This window comes from Streptomyces sp. NPDC017095 (assembly GCF_044332325.1).
Classification (GTDB): Bacteria; Actinomycetota; Actinomycetes; order Streptomycetales; family Streptomycetaceae; genus Streptomyces.
On sequence record NZ_JBIROU010000006.1, the window covers coordinates 97,388 to 119,638 of the forward strand.

A 22,251-nucleotide genomic window follows, 5' to 3' on the forward strand; every position below is an offset into this window, starting at 1 on the left:
GTTCTGGTTCGGGTGGTCTGGGAGGCGGCCGGGGTCAGGCGCCGTCGGGGAGCGGGGCCGCCGGGCTGACGAGGCCGCTCTCGCGGAGTTCCGTCCAGAAGGCGGCCGGGATGTCCTCGTTCAGGGCGGCGGTGTCCTCGGCGATGCGGCTGGGACGCGTGGCGCCGGGAACGACGGCGGCGGCGGCCGGGTGGGCGAGGGAGAACTGAAGGGCGGCGGCCTTGATGCCGACGCCGTGCTTGCCGGCGAGCGCCTTCAGCGCACCGACGCGCTCGATGATCTCCGGCGGGGCCTGCTGGTACTCGAAGTGGGTGCCGCCGGCGAGGACGCCGGAGCTGTAGGGGCCGCCGACGATCATCTCGGCGTTCCGCTCCTGGGCCATGGGCAGCAGGCGCCCCAGGGCGTGCTCGTGGTCGAGGAGGGTGTAGCGGCCGGCGAGGAGGAACCCGTCGGGCCGGGGCTCGTCCAGGGCGAGCGTCAGCTCGATGGGCTCGGTGCGGTTGACACCGAGGCCCCAGGCCTTGATGACGCCCTCCTCGCGCAGGCGGGACAGGACGCGGAAGGCGCCGGTGCGGGCCTCCTCGAACTTCGCCAGCCACAGGTCGCCGTGGAAGTCCTGGGCGATGTCGTGGACCCAGACGATGTCGAGGCGGTCGACGCCCAGGCGCTTGAGGCTGCCCTCGATCGAGCGCTCGGTGGCCTCGGCGGTCCACTGGTGGAGCACCTTGTGAGGGTTGCCGTGTTCGAACAGCCCGCCCTTCTCGCCGAAGTCGGGGACATCGGTCTCCGGCTCGTCGAGGATGACGCGGCCGACCTTGCTGGACAGCACGTAGGAGTGGCGGGGCTTGGCCGACAGGACCTTCCCCAGGCGCTCCTCGGCGAGGCCGGCTCCGTAGAAGGGGGCCGTGTCGTAGTAGCGGACGCCCTGGTCCCAGGCCGCTTCCACGGTGGCGAGGGCGTCCTCCTCGGGTATCGCGCGGAACATGTTGCCGAGCGGGGCGGTGCCGAATCCGAGCCGGCCGGGAAGGATTTCCTTGAGGGACATGCGGGTGCCTCTCCATCTAATTGCAGGCGCTGTTTATAAGCCTAGACAATAGTTGCAGGCGCGGGGTAATGCAAACGAGCCCGGCACCGGCCGCCGGCCCCCGTCTGCCGCTCCGGACACCGAGGCGTCCCGTCCTGCCGGTCACCGGCACGCCGTGGGCCCGCTGCCTGCCCGGTCCCCGGACGGGGCTCCCGGGGATGTGGCGCGCGTGTCCTCCCGCCGCGCGGTGTCCTCCTCGGGTCGCCGCGCGGTGTCGTCCTCGGGTCGCCGCGCGGGGGGCCGGAGAGCCAGGGTCACCAGGGCCACGGCCGCCGTCACGAGGAACGCGGTGCGCACGCCGTAGTGGTCCGCCACCGCGCCCAGGGAGACCGGCCCCGTCAGCGTCCCGAGGCCGAGTGCCAGGACGGTGGCGCTGAAACCGGTCGACGGCTGCCCGGGGAAGACGCGGTAGCTCCACAGCGCGAGCAGCGACGACGCGGCCATGAAGGCCGGACCGTACAGGACGGCCGACGCGACGACCGCGGCGAGGGCGCCGGGGGCCAGTCCCAGCAGCGCGATCGCGGCGGACAGCGCCAGGAACAGCACCGCCTGGCCGAGCCGCAGTCCGAGGCGCAGGAAGAAGGCGCCGGCGAGCACGCTGCCGATCCCGGCCAGCCCCATGAGCGTCCAGAAGAGCGGCGCCACCGGGGAGTTCTTCCCTGCCGCGTCCGAGACGGCCTCCAGGGCGAAGGTCCAGTAGAAGGCGCCGATGACGCCGTAGACGAACGCGGTGAGGTACAGCGGGGCGGCCGCCGGGCGCAGGAACCAGCGCGCCGTGACGGTCCTCCCGCCCTGGTCCGCCTTCCCCTCGTGGCGCCCGGCGGGCAGCACCCGCGCCGCGTACCAGGCCATCGCGAAGGCGACGAGGGCGAACCCGAGCCAGGCGTACCGCCAGTTCGCCCCCCGGGTGACCAGGGCCAGCGGTCCGGCCACGGTGACGCCGAAGGCGGTGCCGCTCGGGATCAGGGCCATGACCCGTTCGCGGGTGCGGTCCGGCAGGAGGCGGTCGGCGGTGTCGGAGAACGGCGCCCAGGAGAAGCCGGAGGCCATCCCCGCCACCACGAACCCCACGACGAGGACCCAGGTGCTCCCGGCCAGCGCCACCGTCACCATGCCGATCCCCGCCGTCACCCCGGCCGCGACCACCATGGGACGCGGACCGAGCCGCGAGACGAGCGTCCCCACCAGCAGCAGCGCCACCAGATACCCGGCGTTGGACACGCTGTTGACCAGACCCAGGACCGAGGTCGAGAGTCCGAAACGGTCGCGCAGGTCCGGGAGGAACAGCCCGTATCCGTACCGGGCGAAGCCGTAGGCCACCGCCTGGGCCGCCACCCCGACACCACCGACCTGCCAGGCCGTACGCGACACGGCTGACGTACCCCGTCCGCTCACGCGGTCACTCCCTCGCCTCGTGCCAGTGGGAAACGCCCGGTTATCCAGTCGGCGTCCTCATACACCGCGGTACGGCCAGGAGGTGTGCCGCGGTGCCGCGTCGACGCGCGGCTGACCGGCGGGGCGACGAGGTGACGGCGTAGCGTTCAGCCCAGGGGGATCACCGTGCGGGAGTCGCTCTTCCGCATCGACTGGCCGTTCGGTGTGGACAGCAGCCGGACCTGGCCGGCGCCGAGCGTCTCGTCGACCGGCGAGGGTTCCCCGAAGGATGCCGGGCCCCGGTTCGGATGACCGTCTCCCGGTGCATCGGGCGAGCCGCCACGGGCAGGGGCTCCGCCAAGACCGCCGTCCACTCCCCCGGTGGCAGCGGCCACCGGCACGGGACATATTGGCGGGAGAGTGCGATCCGCCGCGCTCACACGGTCCGGGACCGAGCCCGGTCCCCCACGCGTTCCCCACCGAAGGGACTGACGGTAATGCCGGTCTGCACGACGCGCGACGGTGTGGAGATCTTCTACCAGGACTGGGGCCGGGGCAGGCCCGTGGTGTTCATCCACGGGTGGCCGCTCAACGGTGACGCCTGGCAGGACCAGCTCAAGGCGGTCGCGGACGCCGGGTTCCGCGGCATCGCGCACGACCGCCGCGGCCACGGACGCTCCACGCCCGTCTGGGACGGCTACGACTTCGACACCTTCGCCGACGACCTGAACGACCTGCTGACCCACCTGGACCTGCGGGACGCCACGCTGGTCGCGCACTCCATGGGCGGCGGCGAACTCGCCCGCTACGTCGGCCGGCACGGCACCGGGCGGCTGCGCTCGGCGGTGCTGCTGTCCGCGGTCCCGCCGATTATGGCGAAGTCGGAGAGCAATCCCGAGGGTGTGCCGGACGAGGTGTTCGCATCGATCAAGGACGGCATCCTCACCGAGCGCTCGCAGTTCTGGAAGGACGCCGCGGAGGGCTTCTTCTCCGCGAACCGGCCCGGGAACAAGGTGACACAGGGCAACAAGGATGCCTTCTGGTACATGGGCATGGCGCAGACCATCGAGGGCGGCGTGCGCTGCGTGGACGCCTTCGGCTACACGGACTTCACCGACGACCTGAAGAAGTTCGACATCCCCACCCTGGTGGTGCACGGCGACGACGACCAGGTCGTCCCCATCGACGCCACCGGCCGCAAGTCCGCCCGGATCATTCCCGGCGCCGACCTCAAGGTGTACGAGGGCGGCTCCCACGGCATCGCGTTGGTGCCCGGCGACAAGGAGCGGTTCAACCGGGATCTCCTCGACTTCCTCGCACGCTGACCTGCCCCCGCCGGGCCGGCCCCGAGGTCGCTCCGCTGGGCGTCGAGGTCACGATCCCCCTTCCGAGGGAGCCGTGACGCGCCTATTCTAGGTAGACCTACCTACCTAGTTTGGATGGCGATGAGCGAGACCAGGGTGAGTTCCGGCAATCCGAGGCGGCGTCCGGCCAGGGCTCGGCTGCTGGAGGCGGCGGCCCGCCGTTTTTATGCCGACGGCGTGGCCGCCACGGGCATCGACACGATCACCGTCGAGGCCGGCGTGGCGAAGATGAGCCTCTACAACAACTTCGCCTCCAAGGCGGAGCTGGTCCGGGCCTACCTCGACGCCCGCCACGAGGAGTGGCTCGGCCTCTACCGGAAGCGGCTGGAGCACGCCGAGGGCCCGCGCGACGGTGTGCTGGCGGTGTTCGACGCCTACGCCGACCACGCGGCGTTCGCCTACGAGCACGGTTTCCGCGGCTGCGGCCTGCTCAACGCCGCCGCGGAACTCCCCGTCGGCGACGAGGGCCGCGCCGTGGTGCGCGCCCACAAGGAGGAGGTCGAGCGGCTGATCGCGGGCCACCTGGAGGAACTGCTGCCCGGCCGTGCCGACGAGGCGCGCGCCCTGGCCGAGCACCTCGCCTTCCTCCTGGAAGGCGCGATGGCCCGGGCCGGCCTGGAAGGCGACGGCGACCGCCTCCGGCACGCCCGCCGCCTGGCGGTCGGCCTGCTGGACCGGCTGTGAGGCGGTCCGGCGGACACGACCGGTCCGCGCCGACCGGCGCGCTGTGCGTACTGGCCGCCTCGGTGCTGTGGGGCACGACCGGCACCGCCGCCACGTTCGCCCCCGGGGTGGGCCCGCTGGCGATCGGCGCCGCCGCCATGGGCCTGGGCGGTCTCCTCCAGGCCCTCCTCGCCGCCCCGCGGATCGCGCGCGACACCGCCCGCCTGCGTGACCAGCGCGGCACGGTCCTGCTCGGCGCGGTCTCCGTGGCGGTCTATCCCCTGGCCTTCTACAGCTCCATGCGCCTGGCCGGGGTCGCCGTGGGCACCGTGGTCTCGATCGGCACCGCCCCGCTCGCCTCGGCCCTGATCGAACGCGTCGTGGACGGCCGCCGGCTCACCCGCCGCTGGACACTCGCGGCCTCGCTCGGTCTGCTGGGCACCGTCCTGCTGTGCGCCGCCGAAGCCGCCCGCTCCGCCCGCACCTCCCACGGCACCGGGCAGTCCTCGGTGGCCGCCACGCTGGCCGGCGTCGGCCTCGGCCTGGTCGCCGCCGTCACGTACGCCCTCTACTCCTGGGCGGCTCACCGGCTCATCACCCGGCAGCTTCCCTCCCGTACGGCGATGGGCGCCGTCTTCGGGCTCGGCGGACTGCTCCTGCTGCCCGTCCTGCCGGCCACCGGCGCCCCGTTCCTCGACTCCTGGTCGAACGCGGCCGTCGGCGCCTACATGGCGCTGGTCCCCATGTTCGGCGGCTACGTCCTGTTCGGCTGGGGACTCGCCCACGTCCACGCCAGCACGGCCACCACCCTGTCCCTGCTCGAACCCGCCGTCGCGGCCGTCCTCGCCGTCCTGATCGTCGGCGAACGCCTCCCCGTCGCGGGCTGGACCGGCGTCGCGCTCGTCATCGCCTGTCTGGCGGTCCTGACCGCCCCGGCGCCCCGGCTCCGCCGCCGGCCCGAGGCGGGCACGACGGGCCCGCGCGAAGCGTCCGGCGCGGCGCCTCCGGGCTCCACCGACGGCCGGACAGCCGGTGACAGTCGTAGACCGTCTTCTCCACCCCCCGGACCGTCCGTCCCGGTGCCTCACGCCCCAGCACACGCCGTCGACCGCCCGCCGGGACCGCCACCGGCCGCGGCGTCGTAGCCGCGGATGTCCTGGCCGCGGACGTCCTAGCCGCGGACGCGCCCGGCCAGCCAGGGCGTCAGGGCCAAGCCCGGGATCAGTTCCCTGTACGTCTCGTCCGCGGGCAGCGGTACGACGAGCCACTGGCCGAACGGGAACAGCCGGCCCTTGGTGAAGGCGAGCCCGCGATAGACGGACCGGAGGAACGCGGGGACGGAGTCGCGGGGCACGTCGTCGAACTCCACACCGTCGACGGTGATCTTCGCGTCGTCCTCGGGGAAGAGCCGGACGCTCACCGACGGCGGTCCCGCCAGCTCCACGAACGCCTCGTGCGGCAGCGAGCCGTCGGGATCGAACACCGCGAAGGGCGCGGCCGACGTACGACGCGACGTCCGGTCCGCCCCGATGTCGTCGGTGACCGACATCGACAGCCGGAAGTCCGCCGCGACACCGCGTATCGCGGCGACCGCGGCCTCGGTGGTCGGCAGATGTGCGTGTCTCATGCACTCGATCATGCCCGAGCGGATCCGGCCGCGGGCACCTCAGGAGAGCGCGGTCGGTCTGCGCGGCGGCGGTACGGCGCGCAGCAGCTCCCACAAGGGCCGTGCGCCGGACGCCCACACGCCGAGGGTGTGGCGGTCCACCACGTGGAGGCGCTGCTGCCTGGCGAAGGCCACGGCGGGTGCGGTCACCCGTCCGTTGGTCACGATGACCGCGACGTCGGCGCCGTGGACCTGGCGGGCGGTGCCGTTGAGGATCTGGAGGTCCGGCGTGCCCACCGCGGAGCCGGCGAGGCCGCTGCGCCGGTGTTTGCACTGGATCACCCAGCGCCGCCCGTAGGGATCGGTGGCCTTCACGTCGGCGCCCAGGTCTCCGCCGCCCCCGACACGGACCGCGTCCGGGCAGCCGTCACGGCGCATCAGGTCCCGCACCGCCTCCTCGAACCGGGAGTGGTGCAGGGCGTCCAGGTAGGGCAGCCCGTAGCGCAGGCCCTGTGCGCGGACGGCCTCCCACCGGGTCCGTTGCCGTCTGCGGTACAGCAGGCCGCCGCCGGCGAGCACTCCGATCACGCCGATGACGACCAGGACCCACCAGTGGTCCAGGAGCCAGTCGACGACGGCCACCAGCAGGGCGACGGCCAGGACCCCGGCCACGAGACGGCCGGTCAGCCGGTCGTCCGCGCGCTGCCGTCGCCGGCCCGGCCCGCGGCTGCCGCGCCGCGCCGGCGCGCGCCGGGTCGCCGGCCGGCGCCCGCGGGTGTGGGGGCGGGTGCGGGGGCTCATCGGCCGGCCTGGGTGACGCCGGCCGCGAGCTGGCGCAGGATGTTCTGGATGCCCTGCCCGAGCGGAGTGGGTGCGATCAGGATGCCCAGTGCCAGCACGATGAGGACGGTCGTCTTCTCGTCGCTGCGGCTACGGGACTGCGTTCGCCGCCGCAGCCGGAAGAACACGATGACCGCGAGCAGCACCGCCACATTGATGGTCAGCAACCGTCCGGACCTCCCCCACGACCCGTCATCGCCCCCCGGGACGGCGGTGCGCCGCCCCGGATCTTCTTGTGTAGCCGGGCGCCGGTGACGCGGGAGGAGGATTGCCGACGAATGGCATGAAACCGTCGGGTCTGGCCGGATACCGTGCGGTGGGCCACCGGGGGCCGGGTCCGGGCTTCCGGGCTTCCGGGCTTCCGGGCTTCCGGGCTTCCGGGCTTCCGGGCTTCCGGGTGATGTCACCGGGCCGTCCTAGAGTCCACGCCATGACGACTCTCATGATCGAGGCGGGCCCGGTCGCGCCGGCCGCCCGGGTGACCCGGACCGGCGGAGTGCCCCTGGCACCGGCCGGCACTCCGTGGCCCCGCTGCACCTCGTGCGACGGTCCGATGCAGTTCCTCGCCCAGGTGGTCCTGGCCGACCTCGGGTACGGGACGACGGACCACGCGGTGCTCGCCTTGTTCGCGTGCCAGAACGATCCGGGCATGTGCGACGACTGGGAGCCGGACTCCGGCGGGAACCAGGCCCTGCTCTTCCCGGCGGACGCCCTCCAGCCGCTGCCCCGGCCCGCGGACGGTGCCGACGAGGCACTGCTGCTCGGTTCCGTCCGCGCGGTCGGCCTGGTGCGGGTGGACGCGCCGGACTACGGCCGGGCCCGCGAGGAGTGGGCCGCGGCGCACGGCCGGCCCGCGACATCCGTGCTCGGCCAGTTGGGCGGCCGCCCCGCCTGGCTACAGGGCGACGAGACCCCGTCCTGCGCCTCGTGCGCCGCTCCCATGCCCCTGATCGTCCAGCTCGAGGAAGGGCCGGACCACAGCACCGCCATGAACTTCGGCGGCAGCGGCAGCGCCTACGCGTTCGCCTGCGCACCGTGCGGCCACGCGAAGTTCCTGTGGCAGTGCTGAGCAACCCGCCGATGTGCCGCGCCCAGGGAGCAAGTCCTGCCCGGCGAGGAGGGATGGCGGCTGTTCCGTACCCTGGCTGCATGCGGATACGCCCCACTCTGAGCTGGACCCCCGCCGAGGACCTGCCGCCGGGCACCACGGACCTGGGGCCGGTCGTCGAGGCGCTGGGCACCGGCGGTGTGCTGGTGCTCAGCGGCGCGGGCATCTCCACCGAGTCGGGCATCCCCGACTACCGGGGCGAGGGCGGGAGCCTGAGCCGGCACACCCCGATGACCTACCAGGAGTTCGCCGCCGACGCCCGGGCCCGGCGCCGGTACTGGGCGCGCAGCCATCTCGGCTGGCGCACGTTCGGGCGTGCCAGGCCCAACGCGGGGCACCGGGCCGTGGCCGCGTTCGGGCGGCACGGCCTGCTCTCCGGGGTGATCACCCAGAACGTCGACGGGCTGCACCAGGCCGCCGGCAGCCAGGACGTCGTGGAACTCCACGGGGGCCTGGACCGGGTGGTCTGTCTGTCCTGCGGCGACCGCGGCCCGCGCGCGGAACTGGCCCGGCGGCTGGAAAAAGCCAACCCGGGCTTCGAGCCGGTGGCCGCCGGCATCAACCCGGACGGCGACGCCGATCTCACCGACGCACAGGTCGGGGACTTCCGCGTGGTGCCCTGCGCGCGCTGCGGCGGCATCCTCAAGCCGGACGTGGTGTTCTTCGGCGAGAACGTGCCGCTGCTACGAGTCGAGCACTGCCGCGCACTGGTCCGGGAGGCTGCCTCGCTCCTGGTCCTGGGCTCCTCGCTGACCGTGATGTCCGGGCTCCGCTTCGTCCGCGAGGCGGCCCGGGCCGGCAAACCGGTCCTGATCGTCAACCGGGATCCGACGCGCGGTGACCGGCACGCCGTCACCCGCGTCGCGCTCCCCCTGGGGCCGTCCCTGACCACCGTGGCCGCCCGGCTGGGTCTCCACGTCGCCGAGGACGCCTGAGAGTTACGGCCGCGACCGGGGCCCGGCCGAGACGTTCGCTGCCGGGGCACTCGGGTGACGTGCCGCGACGCTCCCCGGAAGCACCGCGTGCCCGGGGAGCGTCTCTGTTCCGCCTACGTGCCGCCTACGTGCCGCCTACGCGGACTGTCCCGCCGGCACGCTCTCCGGCTCGTCCGCCGGCCGGCCGGCCGCTGTGCGGGACAGCAGCGCGATGACGGCGAGGGCGGCGAGGGAAACGCCGGTCAGCAGCCACATGGCGGCTTGCATGCCATGGCTGAAGACCGCGCCGAAGACCCGGTCGACGTCAGCGGGGGCGAGGGAGGTCTCCCGGGCCAGCACCCGGGTGGCGTGCTCCGGGTTGGTGACCACGGATTCGGTCCAGGAGCCGCCCTCTTGGTGGTGCCGCGCCAGCTCCGTCGTCAGCCGGTCGGAGGCGAAGGAGCGGAAGAGGACCACGGAGACGGCCAGGCCCACCGCGCCGCCGAGGTTGTGGAAGGTCCACGAGGAGCCGACGGCCAGCCCCGCCTGCCTTTCCGGTACGGCCGACAGCGCGGAGACCGTCGCCGGGCTGAGGACGCAGCCCCAGCCGATGCCCATCGCCACGAGTGCGACCGCCAGCCGCGTCAGGGAGGTGTCGGCGGTCAACTGGGTCTGGAGCAGGGCGGAGACGGCGAAGGCGACGAAGCCGACCGCCAGCAGTGGCCGTGGTCCGAACCGGTCGATCAGACGGCCGATGAACGGGGACAGGACAGCCATCACCGCCGTACAGGGCAGCAGCAGGGCGCCGGTGGCGTAGCCGTCCAGGCCGCGCACCGTGCTCAGGTACAGCGGGACGAGGAAGAGCACGGTGGTGTAGAAACAGGCCAGCGCGAAGTCGGAGGAGAGTGCCGCGACGAAGGCCGGCTTGCGGAACAGGCCGAGGTGGAGCAGCGGGGCGCTGCTGCGGCGCTCGACGAGGGCGAAGGCGACGAGAGCGACGACGGCGAAGACGGCGAGGCCCAGCGTCGCCGGGCTGGTCCAGCCCCAGGTGCCGCCGAGGGTGAGGGCGAGGACAGCGGCCGGGATACCCAGGCCGGACAGGGCAAGACCGGGCCAGTCCAGTCGGCCGGTCGCCGTCTCGTCGCGTGACTCGCGGACGCTGAAGGAGCACACGGCGAGGGCGATCGCCACGAGCGGCACGTTGAGCCAGAAGATCCAGCGCCAGCCCGCCGCCGACACCAGGACACCGCCGAGCAGCGGGCCGATGGCGAGGCCGAAGCCGTTGACGCCGTACAGGGCGCCCATGGCCCGGCCGCGCTGCCCGGACGGGAAGGCGTTCTGCACGATGGCACCGGTGGACGTGTACAGGATCGCGCATGCCGCTCCCTGGAGGAACCGGAAGACGATCAACCAGCCGATGTCGGGAGCGAGTCCGGCACCGAGCGAGGCCAGGCCGAAGACGACGGTACCGGCGTAGAGGACGCGACGGCGGCCGTGCGCGTCGGCCAACCGCCCCATGGCCACCATGAACATCGACAGGGCGACGATGAACATGTTCACGATGAGCTGCAGTTCCGCCACCGAGGCCCCCAGGTCGGCCTGGATGCGCGGTGCCGCGGTGTTCACGATGGTCAGGTCGATACAGCCGAGGAAACTGATCAGACCCACGCCGGCGAAAGCCCACCATTTACGGTCAGTTGTTGCTGGAGTCACAGAGTGCGTCCTCTACGCCGGATTGATTGTGTACAGTCAGGCAGCCGCCGGAGAGGCCGCCGCCCGTTTCTTGAACTTCAGGGAGAGCCACCCTCCCTTACCCGGGTATTCCCGGGCGACGAACAGCCGATGGGTTTCAGCCATGGCCTCCGTCATCGGCTGCGGGTATACGACATGGTCGTATCCCTGGTAGGCCCACATCGGCTGGATGATGGGGCATTCCTCGACGAGATAGGCCAGGCAGGCTTTGAACGCCTCGTCGGTATCGACGTCCGGATCCCTGGCCACCATGCGCTCGATAAATCTCCGGATCGTGGCGTCCACTGCGGCACGGTAGTGAGAATCATCCCGGTAGGCGTTTTCCACCTGCTGGAGGAAACGGGGATAATCGGGATCCCGCAATGCCTCGTCCCAGCGGAGCACGTCATTGGGCACACTGAGCCGGCCGAGAACCTTCCCGTTCCGCTCCAGCCATTCGTCGCCTTCACGCAGGGCACGACGACGCGCCGCCCCGGGATCTAGTTCCAGATAGTTGGTGCGTTGCAGCGTGTCCGCCACCGCGATGGTGACGTGGCGGAATCCGCTGCGGTTGAGCAGTTCCACGGTGGCGCGGAGTTTGTCGCCCTCGTGGTAGCGCTGGCCCACGCTGATCAGCAGGATGGTCCGGCGGCCGGCCAGGTCGATCTCTTTGCCGGCCTGCCCGAAACTGGCCTTCGTACGTCCGTCCACGGTGTACTCGGTCATCGGTGTCAGCTCCACAGCTGGAGCGGACGGTCTTCGCCGTGGAAGCCGATGAAGTGACCCAGGGTGATCCGCGGGCGGTCACCGGACGGGCGCACCGCGTGGATCTGCCGCGGGTTGAGCAGCAGGAGGTCGCCGGGAGCCGGTTTGATCACGGTGCGGGGTGGTCCGGCCTTGTCCCGGTCGATGCCCCAGGTACGCTCGCCGCGCAGGCGGGCGTACTCGTCCTCGGTCGGCTCGACGCCCCACAGCTCCAGTTCGCCACCGCTCTCGGGGATGTCGATGTAGATGTTCGCCGACAGCTGCGCCTTGAGCGAGTGACCGGACTCGGCGGGCAGGTTCCGCTCCAGGGCGTCGGTGTGCGGGTTGAGGTCGACGTTCTTGTCCTGGTAGCGGCAGATGCCGATGAACGCCTTGCGTCCGTCGAGCCGGAGCAGATGGGCGCCGGCGCCCCACGCCTCCTCCAGCAGCAGCCGCAGGACGTCGCTGGGGCAGGCGTACGGGGCGAACAGATCGCGCATGCGCTGGATGTTGTCCCGAGCTTCCGCGTAGTACCGGTCACGGGACGCTTCGTCGCTTATCTCGGAGAACGCGAAACCTATGCGCTGGAACTCCGACGCCTGACTGAGCCCACCCCGGTCGGGATGCTCCACCAACTTCTCCCGGACGGTCTCCAAGACGAGACCGGGGATGAACTGCGGGATGTGAACGGCTAGGCATGTCCCGTCGATGACGGATTGGATGTCGGCATGCGAGAAGACGCGGGCAGTGATTTCCCTGATGTCTGACACGGGAGCACCCTTTGCAGTTTCCAGGTGATTTCGCCGCAGCGGAACGGCCTGACGGATACCCATTGCAATCACTTGGCAACGAGACAGTCAAGCGATGTTAGGTGCGATCGGAAACTATCAGCGGCTGGCTCGGAAACGATCCTTACTCATGACCTTTTAATGCCCTTGGCATATGCCAGAGGAAAAAGATGTGCAGAGCAATCATTTTACACACAAGAAACAATGACGCCTCGGCGGCACGTTCATGCGGCAAAGGCCAGCCGGGATCCGCCAGTATGCGCGCCAACCGTTCCGGGCGCCCGGTTTACTGACTAGGGTTTCTCGTAAAGATGCGCCATCACCGGATGAAAAGGCTTCACCGATTCACTCCGGCTTGCGCAGAATGTGAGCAGACAACCCGGAACGGATCGTGGCCGAATCATGCACCGCTGGACGATAATTAACAGGTTGCCTGCCCCGTCCACAGCGGCTCGCTTTACTGCCCCGACCGCCCGGGATCGCCACGGCCGCCGCACAGGGCGCCCGGCCTCGGCAGCCCACGGGTTGACTTACGCCCGACAGGCCGCATGGAGCCGTTGCTGCCGGACCGGGCCTGTGCACCCAGGCCAACGCCGAAGGCGATCTGGTCCGGGCTCCACCTCGCCGCCATCTTCCCCTGGCCGGCGAGGTGGCCGAAGGCAACAGCTCAGAAGAGGCCCTTGTAGCCTTGCCAGCCGGTGCCGATCTTCACGCGGGCCGCGAAAGAGCCCTTGCCGTCACCCGCGTTGCGGTACAGGTTGCCTGCCTTGTCCCGTTCGATCAGGTCGCTCCTGCCGTCGCCGGTGATGTCACCGACGCCGATGATCGCGTCGTACGAGCCGCCCCAGTCGGAGAAGAGCTTCACGCGCGCCTTCAGGCTGCCGTTGCCGGCGCCGGCGTAGCGCCAGAGTGTGCCGGTCCTGTCCCGGGCCAGGACGTCCCCGATCCCGTCGCCGTTCAGGTCTCCGGCGCCGACGACCTTCGTATAGCCCTTCCAGGCCGAGGCGATCTTCTTGCCGGCCGCGAGCGTGCCGTTGCTCTTGGCGGCGAAAAGATACAGGTCACCGGTGGAGGCCTTGCGCGCCAGGAGGTCCGCCCGGGCGTCCCCGGTCAGATCACCGGGCGAGGTGAGCACGTCGTACGCGTTCCAGCCTGTGCCGAGCTTCGTGTACGGCGTCCTGCTGCCCAAGTCGCTCTGGCAGGCAACCTTGTAGCCGCGCAGCGAGCCGTCGCTCATGCGCACCAGCACGTCGTTGCACCGGTCCTTGTTCAGGTCGCCGAACGGTACCGCCACGGCCTTCGTCGACCAGCCGGCTCCTGAGGTCTTCCCGGAGAAAGTGCCCTTGCCCGTCCCCTGGTGGAAGGTCATCAGACCCGAGGAGTCGAGGGTGAGAAGGTCACCGATCCCGTCGGCGCCGACGTGGTCGTGACGCACCGGGGTGCCCGCCTCGATCCGGACGGAGCCTCTCACGTCCACCGGTGCGCCGACCCCGTCGGCCGGGGCGACGGACAGCGTCCACTCGTACGTCCCGTTGGGCAGCGGCACGTCCCCGGGAAGGGCCCGGTTCATGCCGAACCAAGGCACGTCCAGCTCGCCGCGTGCGACAGCCGTGCTGCCCGCGCTGTCGACGACCCTGCCGGTCGCCTTGGAGCGCACGGTCAGCCGCCAGCCGGCTGCCGGCTTCGACAGCAGCACCCGGGTCAGGGTATCCGCCGTGGTGTCGACCGGGTGCGGGGTGACCGAGGACGAGTTCTGAGCGGGCGCGAGCAGTCGCAGCGGCTGCGGGGCGACACCTGACGGCACGAGATGGATCTGCTCCTGGTCGTCGACGTAGGCCGCGTTCGGCCCGGACTCGTCGGCCGTCCAGCGCACGTCGCGCTGCGAGACGCCGGTGTCCGGCAGGTCGCCGATGACCCGGCTGACCGGCGTCGCGTCAACGACGGTCGTCAGTACCAGCTTCCCGGCCCGCTTGTCGTGCGTGACGACATACCCGTCCCCGAGCTTCGCCTCGTCGGCCGGCACCGGCACGGACGTCTTGGTCGTACGGTCGTACACCCCGGCCCGGTCGCCGCAGGTCCAGTACAGATAGCGGCCGAGCGCCTGGAGTTCGGTGGGCACGCAGTCGGTGTCGAGTACGAGGGTCTCCACGGTCTTCCTCGTGGTCAGGTCGAACGCCGTGACCTGACCGGGGGTCGCGCCGGCCGTCCAGAGCAGGTCTCCTGAGAGGGCGGCGGCGCCGGAAGGGCGAGTGACCTTGTCCGGTGAGCCACCGCCGATCTTGTAGACGTACTGCTGGGTGGCGGTGGTGTAGAGGACGTATGCGCCGGAGACGTCGGTGATCCGTCCGTCGGCCGGCACCCCGCGCTCCCACCAACCGTATTCGGGGCCGTCGACCCGGAGCAGGTCGTAGGCCCCGGACTGGCGGTTCAGCCACACCGTCGCTCCCACCGCGGTGCCGAACAGCTGTGAGCAGCCGACGTCCTTCGCCGGGCAGCCGTACAGCCGGATGCCGGTGCCGTCGTAGTTCGACCGCGCCCCGAATTCCGGCGTTCCGGTCACGGCGACGGTCCGCCCGTACGTATCCCGCGTGCCGTCCACACTGGCGTCGGCCTCGACCAGCCGTCCCTGGTCCAGCGACAGTCCCTGAATCGGGTATGGCGGCTGGGGCAGTGCCTTGACCATGGTGACGACCGGTCTGCCGTCCGCGCCCGGGTGGATGCGCTGGACGCCCCAGTCGTCGGCGCCGGTGCCACCGACGACGAGCGCGGTGCCATCGGGGGCGGCGGAGATCCCGCTGTTGGAGGAGGCGGCGAGGACGACCGGGGCGCCACCCGCCATGGGTACGGCCGTCACCTGCTCCTTGCCGCCCGGTCGGTGGACGATCCAGTCGCCTACGACGGAGAGGCCGTCGGCCGTATGGGTGCCGGTCGTGTTGTCCAGGGTGACCTCGGTCGGGACGGCCGACAGATCGGCGCGGGAGTACACGTAGGCCTTGGTGGCGTCCGAGCCGGCGTAGACGACGAGGCGCTCGGGCGAGATTTTGACGAAGGCGTAGTTGTGCAGCACAGGCGTCCAACTCCCGAGCCGGCCCGTTTCCGGGTCCACCTCGACCAGACGCGAGCCGTCGAAGCCGGCGAAGAAGAACAGCCCGGAGCTGTCGCCGCGCATCGGCCGACCGATCTTCATGCCTTCCGGCACGCCCTTCACCGTCACATCTCGAAAGCTGCCGTCGGACTCCGGAGTCAGCAGATGCTGGATGCGGGTGACCGCACCGTCCTCGGCGGTGACGTCCTGGTAAGTCACGAGGGTGCTGCCGAAGATGCCTCCCAGGGTGTGGCCTTCGGGGACACGGAGCACGCTCGTGGTTCCGTCGACCGCGTTCCAGAGGCCGATCCGGCCATCAGCGAACCTGTAGGCGAGAACGTCACTGCCGGTGCCCTGGCGGACTCCACCGGCCAGCGCCGGCGGCTCGTCGAAGGACCGGCCGTCCGAGTACCGCGTCCACACCACGCCCGGATGGCCCTCCAGCCTATGGAAGACGCCGCGCGCGCCCGCTCCGTCACCTCCGGCACGGGTGTCCGGACTGGTGAGTGGAGCCACCAGATGCGTGCTGCGGTAGGTGGCCGGGACGACAGTCTCCCGCGCCTCGCCGACCGCGGCGGCCTCCGACGGCCCTAAGGCGGCGATCAACGCGGCGGAGGCGGCGACGGCCACCGCCGCCCGTCCGGCGCGGGAGTGGTGAACATGGGTATGGCTGGCCAAAGCGGGTCCTCCCCGAAAAGCATCTGGGGGGACGTACACCGCTCACGCTCTTCTCCGGCCGCGGCCTGTTCCGTCCCCCTCGGAAGTCGCTTGATATTACAGGGCCTTCACAGCTTCTTGAGAAGTTCATTTGCAGTTCATCGACAACCCGGCCACGTAGGCGAAAACTGGCGTCAGCGACGCGTGGGGGCCGGCTCCAACGGGTTGAAATCGGTCCGCGCCAGCCCGGTCAGCAGGGCGACGATCCCGACGATGGCGTCGAGTAACCACAGCAGGACGGCGAAGAGCACGTCTTCACCCGTACCGCGGCGGGAAGGTGAATGGTCGGCCCGCGCCTACGACCTGCTGCGTGTGTTCGGCCGTGAGGGAAGCCCCGCCCCGCCGAGGCAGGTGTTCGCCGAGTACGGGCGCATCGCCGGGGTCGGACACCTGCTCCGCGTGGTCGCCCGTTGGCGACGCCTACCGCCGTCGGATGAACCGCCGGCTCGCCGTGCAGGGGGCCGCGCCCCGAGCCGGCCCGAGACGCCGAGTATGACGGGGCGGCGCTGCGCCCGTGGCACGTGAGACGGTTCGATGCCGGCGCCTCCTCTCCTCCTCGGCCGCAACAGCGCTTACGCCGCCGTAAGGTGTGTGTGCGCCCAGTCGGCGAACGTGGTCAGCGGGATGCCCAGTGTCCGGGCGTAGTCGGGGTGGGCCGACGGGGCGACGAGGTTGTTCCAGTCGTGTCCGGCACCCCAGCCCGGCATGCCCGCCGCGAGGGCTTCCCCGAGGTTCATCGACGGGGCGGTCACCCGCACCCTCCACACCTCGGAGAGGACCCGCGCGATCTGCTGCATGGTGAGGCGGTCGCCGGCCAGTTCCAGCTCGACCTCGTGGAAGCGGTCGGGGTCGGCGATGGCGCGGGCGGCTGCCGCGCCGATGTCCTCGCACGCGACCAGAGCGAGCTGCGTGCCGGGCTTCACGATGGTGGCCAGGCCGCCTTCGGGTCCGTGGGGCACGAGTGCGGGGACGTTCTCCATGAAGAACGCGGGCTTGATCACCGTCCAGCGAGGAAAGTCAGCGCGGCGTACGGCGTCCAGGATCGCCTGCTTGGTCTCGAAGTAGGGCTGCATGAAGGCCCAGCGGCCTTCTGCCCAGCCGGGTGCCCGCGTGTGTGTGCCGACCCCGCTGGTGGAGGACTGCACGAACTGGTGCACGCCCGCCCGCCGGGCCGCGTCGATCAGGCTGGCGGCCTGGGCGAGTTCCCCGGCGAAGTCGAAGCCGTCGCCCGTGAACGGCGGCATCTGCACTGAGAAGACCGCGCGGACTCCCTGGACGGCGCGGTCCAAGGAGGCGGGGTCGGTCAGGTCGCCGGTGACCAGTTCGGCGCCCAGGGCCCGGATGGCCCTGGCTTCCTCCGAGTGCGGGTTACGTACCAGGGCCCGGACGGGCGCCTGTGCGGCGAGCAGCGCACGGGCGGTCGCGCCGCCCTGGCGGCCCGTGCCGCCGGTCACCAGAACAGGAGCAGGGGTTTCAGGCATCGTCGGGTCTCCTCGGACGTCTCGACGGCATAAGCGGCGGGGGCCGCCGTTTATCCTGCCGCTACGATATGGCGGGGCCCACCACTTAGCAAGCAAAGGGGAGTCATGCCCGGTCAGCGCGCTGACGCACGCCGCAACTACGCCCGTATCCTCGAAGCCGCCGAAGCGGAAGTGGCCGCCTGCGGAGCCGACGCCTCCGTCGAACAGATCGCCCGCGTCGCGGGCGTCGGCTCGGCCACCGTGCGGCGGCACTTCCCCACCCGCCAGGCCCTGCTCGAAGCCGTCTTCCACGAGCGCGTCCAGACACTCGCCGAACAGGCGCGCGCCGGCAGCGCCGCCGAGGACAGCCACGCGGCACTGCTGGCCTGGATGCACGACCTCCTCGCCTACGCAGTGTCCGCGCGCGGACTCGCCGACGCCCTCACCTACGAGCCACCGGTCCAGGACGCCGCCCCCGACACCTGCCAGGGCATCCTGGAAGCCGCAGGCACCCCGCTGCTGCGGCGCGCCATCGACGACGGGACCGTCCGGAGCGATTTCACTTTCCGCGACCTGGTCACCCTGACCGCCGGCATCGCCCTGGCCACCGAACACCAGGACACTCCCCTGGCCTACGCCAGCCACCTGCTCGAACTCACCATCCAGGGACTGGACCCGGCTCCCACCGGCTGACCGGGCCCACACGGTATAAGTCCCGGCGATGGTGAGATTCTGCCCCGCTGGAGCGGAAGATGACGCTATTCAAGAGCGCACCTCCCACGATCAGGCAACGGCAGCCCTGAGGGAGTTCCCTGCGCATATGCCGCTGGCTATCGCGCGGACTTACACCGGCGGAGGCATTCCTCGGGAAACCGACGGAAGGTGAATACGAGTGTTCACCGGTACCGGGGCCGCCCGCCTCCTCCACCAGCCCCCAGCCCCACCTAGCACTCCCCTCGGGACCAAACAATGGGCCATATCCAGCCGGTTATGCCTGGCTACCAGCGGTAGGCCCGCTCTTGATGCAGCGTTAAATTATGATACGTCCGGATAGTTTCCAGGTTTATTGGCGAACGTATGTCCTTGTCGTTGGTGACGATACGAGCTTAGGCTCCTGCGCCTAAAGCGCCCCGGGGGGCCTTACTTGGGGGATGGGTGGCCGTGTTGCGCATACACCTCACCAGCAAAGACATTCAGATTCTGAGAATGGTTCACACGTTGGGCCCGGTATCCGAGGCGGTCTTCGCGCTTCACCGCTTCGGACGTGACCGGGCACGCAGCGGTGTGGGTTGGCACAAGGTCGTACGCGAACGGCTCGGCGACGATCTTCCCGCCATAGACGAGGTCGTGTCCGAGCACCGGGTCATCCCCGATCTCCTGTGGCTGCTCGAACGGGACGGAGCCGACGCGGACGCGGTGCCCTCGGCTGTGCGCGCCCGGGCTCGCCGCCTCGCCCAAGTGGTCTTCCTGTTCTGCTCTGCGGGCGTCCTGCCCTACTGGTCGCGGATACAGTCCCGGTTGGAGACGGAGCGTGACATGCGCGGGCGGATGGCCATCACGCACGGCATCGAGTTCCTGCTCGCGGGCCTGCACCCCAAGGTGACCTGGGAGTCCTCGGAGTTACGGGTCGCGTCCAGCTTCGACCTCGACATCAAACTCGACGGGCGCGGCCTGATCCTGAGCCCGTCGGTCTTCCTGCCCGACAAGACCTGCGTGCTCGTGCGCTCCGAGCGGCAGTCCGGTGTGCCCGCACTCGTCTTCTCCACGCCCCTGGACCTCAACGACCTGGAGTCGCCCCCCGAGGAAGCGGAGGAGGAGGGCGACCGGGCGCTGGCCGCCCTCGTCGGAGCCACCCGTGCGGCCGCCCTGCGCGCGCTGGCCGAGAGCGGCACCACCGGCGATCTGTCCGACCGGCTCGGCATCTCCCTCTCCGGCGCCAGCAAGCAGGCCACTGTGCTGCGGGAGGCGGGTCTGATCACGACGTTACGCAACCGCACCACCGCCACGCACACCCTCACCCCGCTCGGCTTGGCCCTTCTGCAAGGGGAGTTGCCCGCCGAACTCAGCCGTGCGCTGGGCACACCACCCGGCCCGGTCACCCCACGGGTGGGAGAGCCGCGGGGTGTTCCGAAGCCGCGGGACTAGGGCATCGTCCGTGTCTCGACCACGCGTCCCCCGGCGAGCAGCACCACCACATCGGCCCGTTCCAGAGAGGCCAAGTCGGCGGCCGAGGCCACGACGCAGAGCCGGTGCCGGTCCACCTGGTCGCGCAGCAGGTCGAGGACCGCCGCCGCGGTGGCGGGCGGAAGTCCACTGATGAGATCGTCGGCGAGCAGCACGTCGGGGGCGTCGGCGACCGCGACCGCGACCGCGACCGCGCGTTGCCGACTCTCCGTCAGGGCACCTACGGGCGTGTCCCGCTCCTCCCACAGGTCCAGCCGGTGCAGTGCCTCCCGCAGCAGTTCGGCCGCCGGTGCCGGCAGTCGGGCGAGCGCCGAGGCGAGCGTGTCGATCGTCGCCAGCTGTTCCGTCAACGGCCGGAGTCCGACATGCGCGAGCCGCAGCCCTTCGGCCAGCCGGACCTCACCCGCGGTCACCGGGTCCAGTCCAGCCGCGCACCGCAGGACGCCGGTCCTGTCCGCGGCGGCCGGCCCGGCCAGCGCGGTCCAGGTGCCGGCCTCGCACGCGAAGGTCACATCCTCTATCTCAGATCCAGACTCGCTGCCCCCGCCTCCGACCGTGCCGACATGGCACAGCCGCAGAGCCGGACGCTGGTCAGTCATGGTGGTCCCTTTCAACGCATCGGAGGCAGGTTGTGCAACCCGTCCGCCATCCCCGTTCAACTCCGGTGAAGATAGGCCGAGTCTATCCGCCCCCGGTTTCGGAAACCCGGCCTGAACAGCAGGTTATGGTCTCCGGTGCCCACAAGGCCATACCCTCTGCCGCAGGGGCGGAACTACAGCCTCCTGTAATACGCGGGGCGTCCTGGCCTCTTCTTGTGACCCGTTTCCGGACACCTCCGGTGCGGGCCACCGTCTATCTGCTCGCGGGATTCAGCACCGCGGCCATGAGCCTTCTGTCGTTCGTACTGCTCTGTCATCCGAGCATGCGTCAGTCGTGGGCGGAATGGCACCGGCAGCGAGCCGGTCGATTACTGGGGCGCCCGGTCCGCGCGCAGCGCATCGGCCTGCCCCGTCATCTGTACTGGCTCGTCCTGCACCTCACGCTGGGCCTCGCCTGTGGGCTGGCCACGGTCATCTGCGTCAGCAACGCGCTGCTGGTCGTGGTGACACCGCTGCTCTGGTGGGCGTTCCCGGTCAAGGACGACCCGCAGACGGTACTGGACATGCCGGTGGTCGGCTCGTACGGGGAGGTCGTCATCGGTCCGTCGGTGGGGAACCTCATGTTCGCCTTGGGCTGCCTGGCCCTGCCGTGGTGTGCCACGGGGTACGCCCGCCTGACGCTCGCCGTGCTCGCGCCGTCGCGGACCCAGAGACTCGCCGACCGGGTGACCACGCTGACCCGCACCCGCAGTGACGCGCTGGAGGCGCACGCGGCCGAACTGCGGCGGATCGAGCGGGATCTGCACGACGGCACCCAGGCACGGCTGGTGGCCGTGGCCATGCGGCTCGCGGTGGCCCGGCGGTGCCTCGACGGCGACCTGACCACCCTCGCGCGGATGCTGCGCGAGGCCACCGACATCACGGAGGAGGCGATGGTCGAGCTGCGCGAGGTGCTCCGCGGGATCTACCCGCCCATCCTCGCCGACCGCGGGCTGGGGGGCGCGCTGCGTACCGTCGCCGCTCGGGGCGGGGTGCCGGTCTCGATCGATATCGGCGAGGTGCACCGCATCCCGGCAGCCATCGAGACCATCGCCTATTTCGTGGTCACCGAGGCGCTGACGAACGTGGCCAAGCACAGCCGGGCCACCAAGGCGGGGCTGCGAGTGTGGCGTACCGGGGACGTGCTGACGATCGTCGTCACCGACAACGGCGTGGGGGGCGCCCGGGAGAAGGACGGCAGCGGACTGGCCGGTCTCCGGGGCCGCGCGCAGGCGCTCGACGGCTGCCTCACGATCCTGAGCCCGGCGGGCGGTCCCACCACGATCACCGTGGAGCTGCCGTGCGGATAGTGATCGCGGAGGACAACGTCTTGCTCGCCACCGGTCTGGAGCTGCTGCTGACCAGTTGCGGCCACGAGGTGGCCGAGGTCGCCGGCGACGCCGAGGGGTTCCTGGCCGCGGTGGACCGGCATCGCCCGGCGGTCACCATCGTCGACGTGCGGTTGCCGCCCGAGTTCCGCGACGAGGGCATCCGGTCCGCGATCGAGGCCCGGCGCGTCCATCCCGGCCTGCCGGTCCTGGTCCTGTCCCAGTACGTGGAACAGACGTACGCGGCCGAGCTGCTCTCCAGCAGCGGGGGTGGCGTCGGCTATCTGCTCAAGGACCGCATCAGCCGGGTCGACGAGTTCCTGGAGGCGCTCGACCGGGTGTCCACCGGCGGCACGGCGCTCGATCCCGACGTGGTGGCCCAGTTGCTCGCCCGGCAGACGCAGCCGCTGTCCACGCTCACCCGCCGGGAGCGGGAGGTCCTGGCGCTGATGGCGGAGGGGCACGACAACGCCACCTTGGCCAAGAAGCTGTGCATCACCGACAACGCCGTGCACAAGCACATCGGCAAGATCTTTTCGAAGTTCGAGCTTACCGAGCCCGACGCCGGTCACCGCAGGGTCCGGGCCGTGCTGACCTATCTGGAAGCGCGCTGACGGCGGAGG

At 70.9% G+C, this 22,251-nt stretch carries 20 protein-coding genes; 9 read left to right on the forward strand and 11 right to left on the reverse strand.

Annotated elements, in window-relative coordinates:
* Positions 1–34: 34 nt before the first annotated feature.
* A complete protein-coding gene (locus ACH4OA_RS13675; protein ID WP_397946403.1) occupies positions 35–1,045 on the reverse strand; it encodes an aldo/keto reductase in 1,011 nt (336 codons plus the stop codon).
* Positions 1,046–1,186: 141 nt separating this feature from the next.
* The gene (locus ACH4OA_RS13680; protein ID WP_397969079.1) at positions 1,187–2,479 is read right to left on the reverse strand and encodes an MFS transporter; all 1,293 of its coding nucleotides are present in this window, start codon (positions 2,477–2,479) and stop codon (positions 1,187–1,189) included.
* 476 nt (positions 2,480–2,955) lie between these two features.
* Between ACH4OA_RS13680 and ACH4OA_RS13685 the strand changes: the two genes are divergently transcribed.
* The 3 genes from ACH4OA_RS13685 to ACH4OA_RS13695 all read left to right on the forward strand — a co-directional run bounded on the left by ACH4OA_RS13685 (position 2,956) and on the right by ACH4OA_RS13695 (position 5,630).
* Entirely contained in the window at positions 2,956–3,783 is an 828-nt protein-coding gene (locus ACH4OA_RS13685) for an alpha/beta fold hydrolase (protein WP_397969080.1), read from the forward strand.
* A 120-nt stretch (positions 3,784–3,903) separates the two neighbouring features.
* Positions 3,904–4,506, forward strand: coding sequence for a TetR/AcrR family transcriptional regulator (locus tag ACH4OA_RS13690; RefSeq protein WP_365883778.1), 603 nt, complete (start codon positions 3,904–3,906; stop codon positions 4,504–4,506).
* On the forward strand, positions 4,503–5,630 hold the full coding sequence (locus ACH4OA_RS13695; RefSeq protein ID WP_397969081.1) for a DMT family transporter: 1,128 nt from the start codon (positions 4,503–4,505) through the stop codon (positions 5,628–5,630). Before ACH4OA_RS13690 ends, ACH4OA_RS13695 begins: the two co-directional genes overlap by 4 nt.
* A gap of 26 nt (positions 5,631–5,656) precedes the next feature.
* Here the strand turns inward: ACH4OA_RS13695 and ACH4OA_RS13700 are convergent, their stop codons facing one another.
* Genes ACH4OA_RS13700 through ACH4OA_RS13710 form a run of 3 tightly spaced genes read right to left on the reverse strand, consistent with a single transcriptional unit; the run spans position 5,657 to position 7,098 of the window.
* Positions 5,657–6,112, reverse strand: coding sequence for a hypothetical protein (locus ACH4OA_RS13700; RefSeq protein ID WP_397935796.1), 456 nt, complete (start codon positions 6,110–6,112; stop codon positions 5,657–5,659).
* Positions 6,113–6,151: 39 nt separating this feature from the next.
* Entirely contained in the window at positions 6,152–6,892 is a 741-nt protein-coding gene (locus ACH4OA_RS13705) for a restriction endonuclease (protein ID WP_397969082.1), read from the reverse strand.
* Positions 6,889–7,098, reverse strand: coding sequence for a hypothetical protein (locus ACH4OA_RS13710; RefSeq protein WP_397935798.1), 210 nt, complete (start codon positions 7,096–7,098; stop codon positions 6,889–6,891). Before ACH4OA_RS13710 ends, ACH4OA_RS13705 begins: the two co-directional genes overlap by 4 nt.
* Before the next feature lie 263 nt (positions 7,099–7,361).
* Between ACH4OA_RS13710 and ACH4OA_RS13715 the strand changes: the two genes are divergently transcribed.
* Positions 7,362–8,000, forward strand: coding sequence for a hypothetical protein (locus tag ACH4OA_RS13715; protein ID WP_397969084.1), 639 nt, complete (start codon positions 7,362–7,364; stop codon positions 7,998–8,000).
* Between the two features lie 80 nt (positions 8,001–8,080).
* Complete coding sequence (locus tag ACH4OA_RS13720; protein ID WP_397969086.1) at positions 8,081–8,974, forward strand: NAD-dependent protein deacetylase; 894 nt, start codon at positions 8,081–8,083, stop codon at positions 8,972–8,974.
* Positions 8,975–9,109: 135 nt separating this feature from the next.
* On the opposite strand, the gene ACH4OA_RS13725 is transcribed toward ACH4OA_RS13720, so the two are convergent.
* From ACH4OA_RS13725 to ACH4OA_RS13745, 5 genes are all read right to left on the reverse strand, one after another.
* Complete coding sequence (locus ACH4OA_RS13725; protein WP_397969088.1) at positions 9,110–10,621, reverse strand: MFS transporter; 1,512 nt, start codon at positions 10,619–10,621, stop codon at positions 9,110–9,112.
* Between the two features lie 81 nt (positions 10,622–10,702).
* Positions 10,703–11,410 carry a tRNA-dependent cyclodipeptide synthase gene (locus ACH4OA_RS13730; protein WP_397969090.1) on the reverse strand — a complete coding sequence of 236 codons (708 nt, stop codon included), beginning with the start codon at positions 11,408–11,410 and terminating at the stop codon, positions 10,703–10,705.
* Between the two features lie 5 nt (positions 11,411–11,415).
* Positions 11,416–12,261 carry a 2OG-Fe(II) oxygenase gene (locus ACH4OA_RS13735; protein ID WP_397969091.1) on the reverse strand — a complete coding sequence of 282 codons (846 nt, stop codon included), beginning with the start codon at positions 12,259–12,261 and terminating at the stop codon, positions 11,416–11,418.
* A gap of 622 nt (positions 12,262–12,883) precedes the next feature.
* On the reverse strand, positions 12,884–15,979 hold the full coding sequence (locus ACH4OA_RS13740) for an FG-GAP repeat domain-containing protein (RefSeq protein WP_397969093.1): 3,096 nt from the start codon (positions 15,977–15,979) through the stop codon (positions 12,884–12,886).
* Positions 15,980–16,590: 611 nt separating this feature from the next.
* On the reverse strand, positions 16,591–17,499 hold the full coding sequence (locus ACH4OA_RS13745; protein WP_397969094.1) for an NmrA family NAD(P)-binding protein: 909 nt from the start codon (positions 17,497–17,499) through the stop codon (positions 16,591–16,593).
* A gap of 105 nt (positions 17,500–17,604) precedes the next feature.
* Between ACH4OA_RS13745 and ACH4OA_RS13750 the strand changes: the two genes are divergently transcribed.
* Positions 17,605–18,171 (forward strand): TetR/AcrR family transcriptional regulator, encoded by a 567-nt coding sequence (locus ACH4OA_RS13750; protein WP_397935811.1) that lies wholly within the window; start codon positions 17,605–17,607, stop codon positions 18,169–18,171.
* Between the two features lie 591 nt (positions 18,172–18,762).
* A complete protein-coding gene (locus tag ACH4OA_RS13755) occupies positions 18,763–19,623 on the forward strand; it encodes an ArsR/SmtB family transcription factor (protein WP_397969095.1) in 861 nt (286 codons plus the stop codon).
* Here the strand turns inward: ACH4OA_RS13755 and ACH4OA_RS13760 are convergent.
* Positions 19,620–20,174, reverse strand: coding sequence for an ATP-binding cassette domain-containing protein (locus ACH4OA_RS13760; protein ID WP_397969097.1), 555 nt, complete (start codon positions 20,172–20,174; stop codon positions 19,620–19,622). The genes ACH4OA_RS13755 and ACH4OA_RS13760 overlap by 4 nt on opposite strands.
* 410 nt (positions 20,175–20,584) lie before the next feature.
* Between ACH4OA_RS13760 and ACH4OA_RS13765 the strand changes: the two genes are divergently transcribed.
* A complete protein-coding gene (locus ACH4OA_RS13765; protein WP_397935815.1) occupies positions 20,585–21,610 on the forward strand; it encodes a histidine kinase in 1,026 nt (341 codons plus the stop codon).
* On the forward strand, positions 21,601–22,242 hold the full coding sequence (locus ACH4OA_RS13770; protein ID WP_397946415.1) for a response regulator: 642 nt from the start codon (positions 21,601–21,603) through the stop codon (positions 22,240–22,242). Before ACH4OA_RS13765 ends, ACH4OA_RS13770 begins: the two co-directional genes overlap by 10 nt.
* Positions 22,243–22,251: the final 9 nt, after the last annotated feature.

Excerpts from the sequence above, each read along its gene's own strand:
- ACH4OA_RS13675 (WP_397946403.1), bottom strand. The coding sequence starts at position 1,045 with ATGTCCCTCAAGGAAATCCTTCCCGGCCGGCTCGGATTCGGCACCGCC.
- ACH4OA_RS13685 (WP_397969080.1), top strand. The coding sequence starts at position 2,956 with ATGCCGGTCTGCACGACGCGCGACGGTGTGGAGATCTTCTACCAGGAC.
- ACH4OA_RS13690 (WP_365883778.1), top strand. The coding sequence starts at position 3,904 with ATGAGCGAGACCAGGGTGAGTTCCGGCAATCCGAGGCGGCGTCCGGCC.
- ACH4OA_RS13700 (WP_397935796.1), bottom strand. The coding sequence starts at position 6,112 with ATGAGACACGCACATCTGCCGACCACCGAGGCCGCGGTCGCCGCGATA.
- ACH4OA_RS13705 (WP_397969082.1), bottom strand. The coding sequence starts at position 6,892 with ATGAGCCCCCGCACCCGCCCCCACACCCGCGGGCGCCGGCCGGCGACC.
- ACH4OA_RS13715 (WP_397969084.1), top strand. The coding sequence starts at position 7,362 with ATGACGACTCTCATGATCGAGGCGGGCCCGGTCGCGCCGGCCGCCCGG.
- ACH4OA_RS13720 (WP_397969086.1), top strand. The coding sequence starts at position 8,081 with ATGCGGATACGCCCCACTCTGAGCTGGACCCCCGCCGAGGACCTGCCG.
- ACH4OA_RS13730 (WP_397969090.1), bottom strand. The coding sequence starts at position 11,410 with ATGACCGAGTACACCGTGGACGGACGTACGAAGGCCAGTTTCGGGCAG.
- ACH4OA_RS13735 (WP_397969091.1), bottom strand. The coding sequence starts at position 12,261 with ATGGGTATCCGTCAGGCCGTTCCGCTGCGGCGAAATCACCTGGAAACT.
- ACH4OA_RS13745 (WP_397969094.1), bottom strand. The coding sequence starts at position 17,499 with ATGCCTGAAACCCCTGCTCCTGTTCTGGTGACCGGCGGCACGGGCCGC.
- ACH4OA_RS13750 (WP_397935811.1), top strand. The coding sequence starts at position 17,605 with ATGCCCGGTCAGCGCGCTGACGCACGCCGCAACTACGCCCGTATCCTC.
- ACH4OA_RS13765 (WP_397935815.1), top strand. The coding sequence starts at position 20,585 with ATGCGTCAGTCGTGGGCGGAATGGCACCGGCAGCGAGCCGGTCGATTA.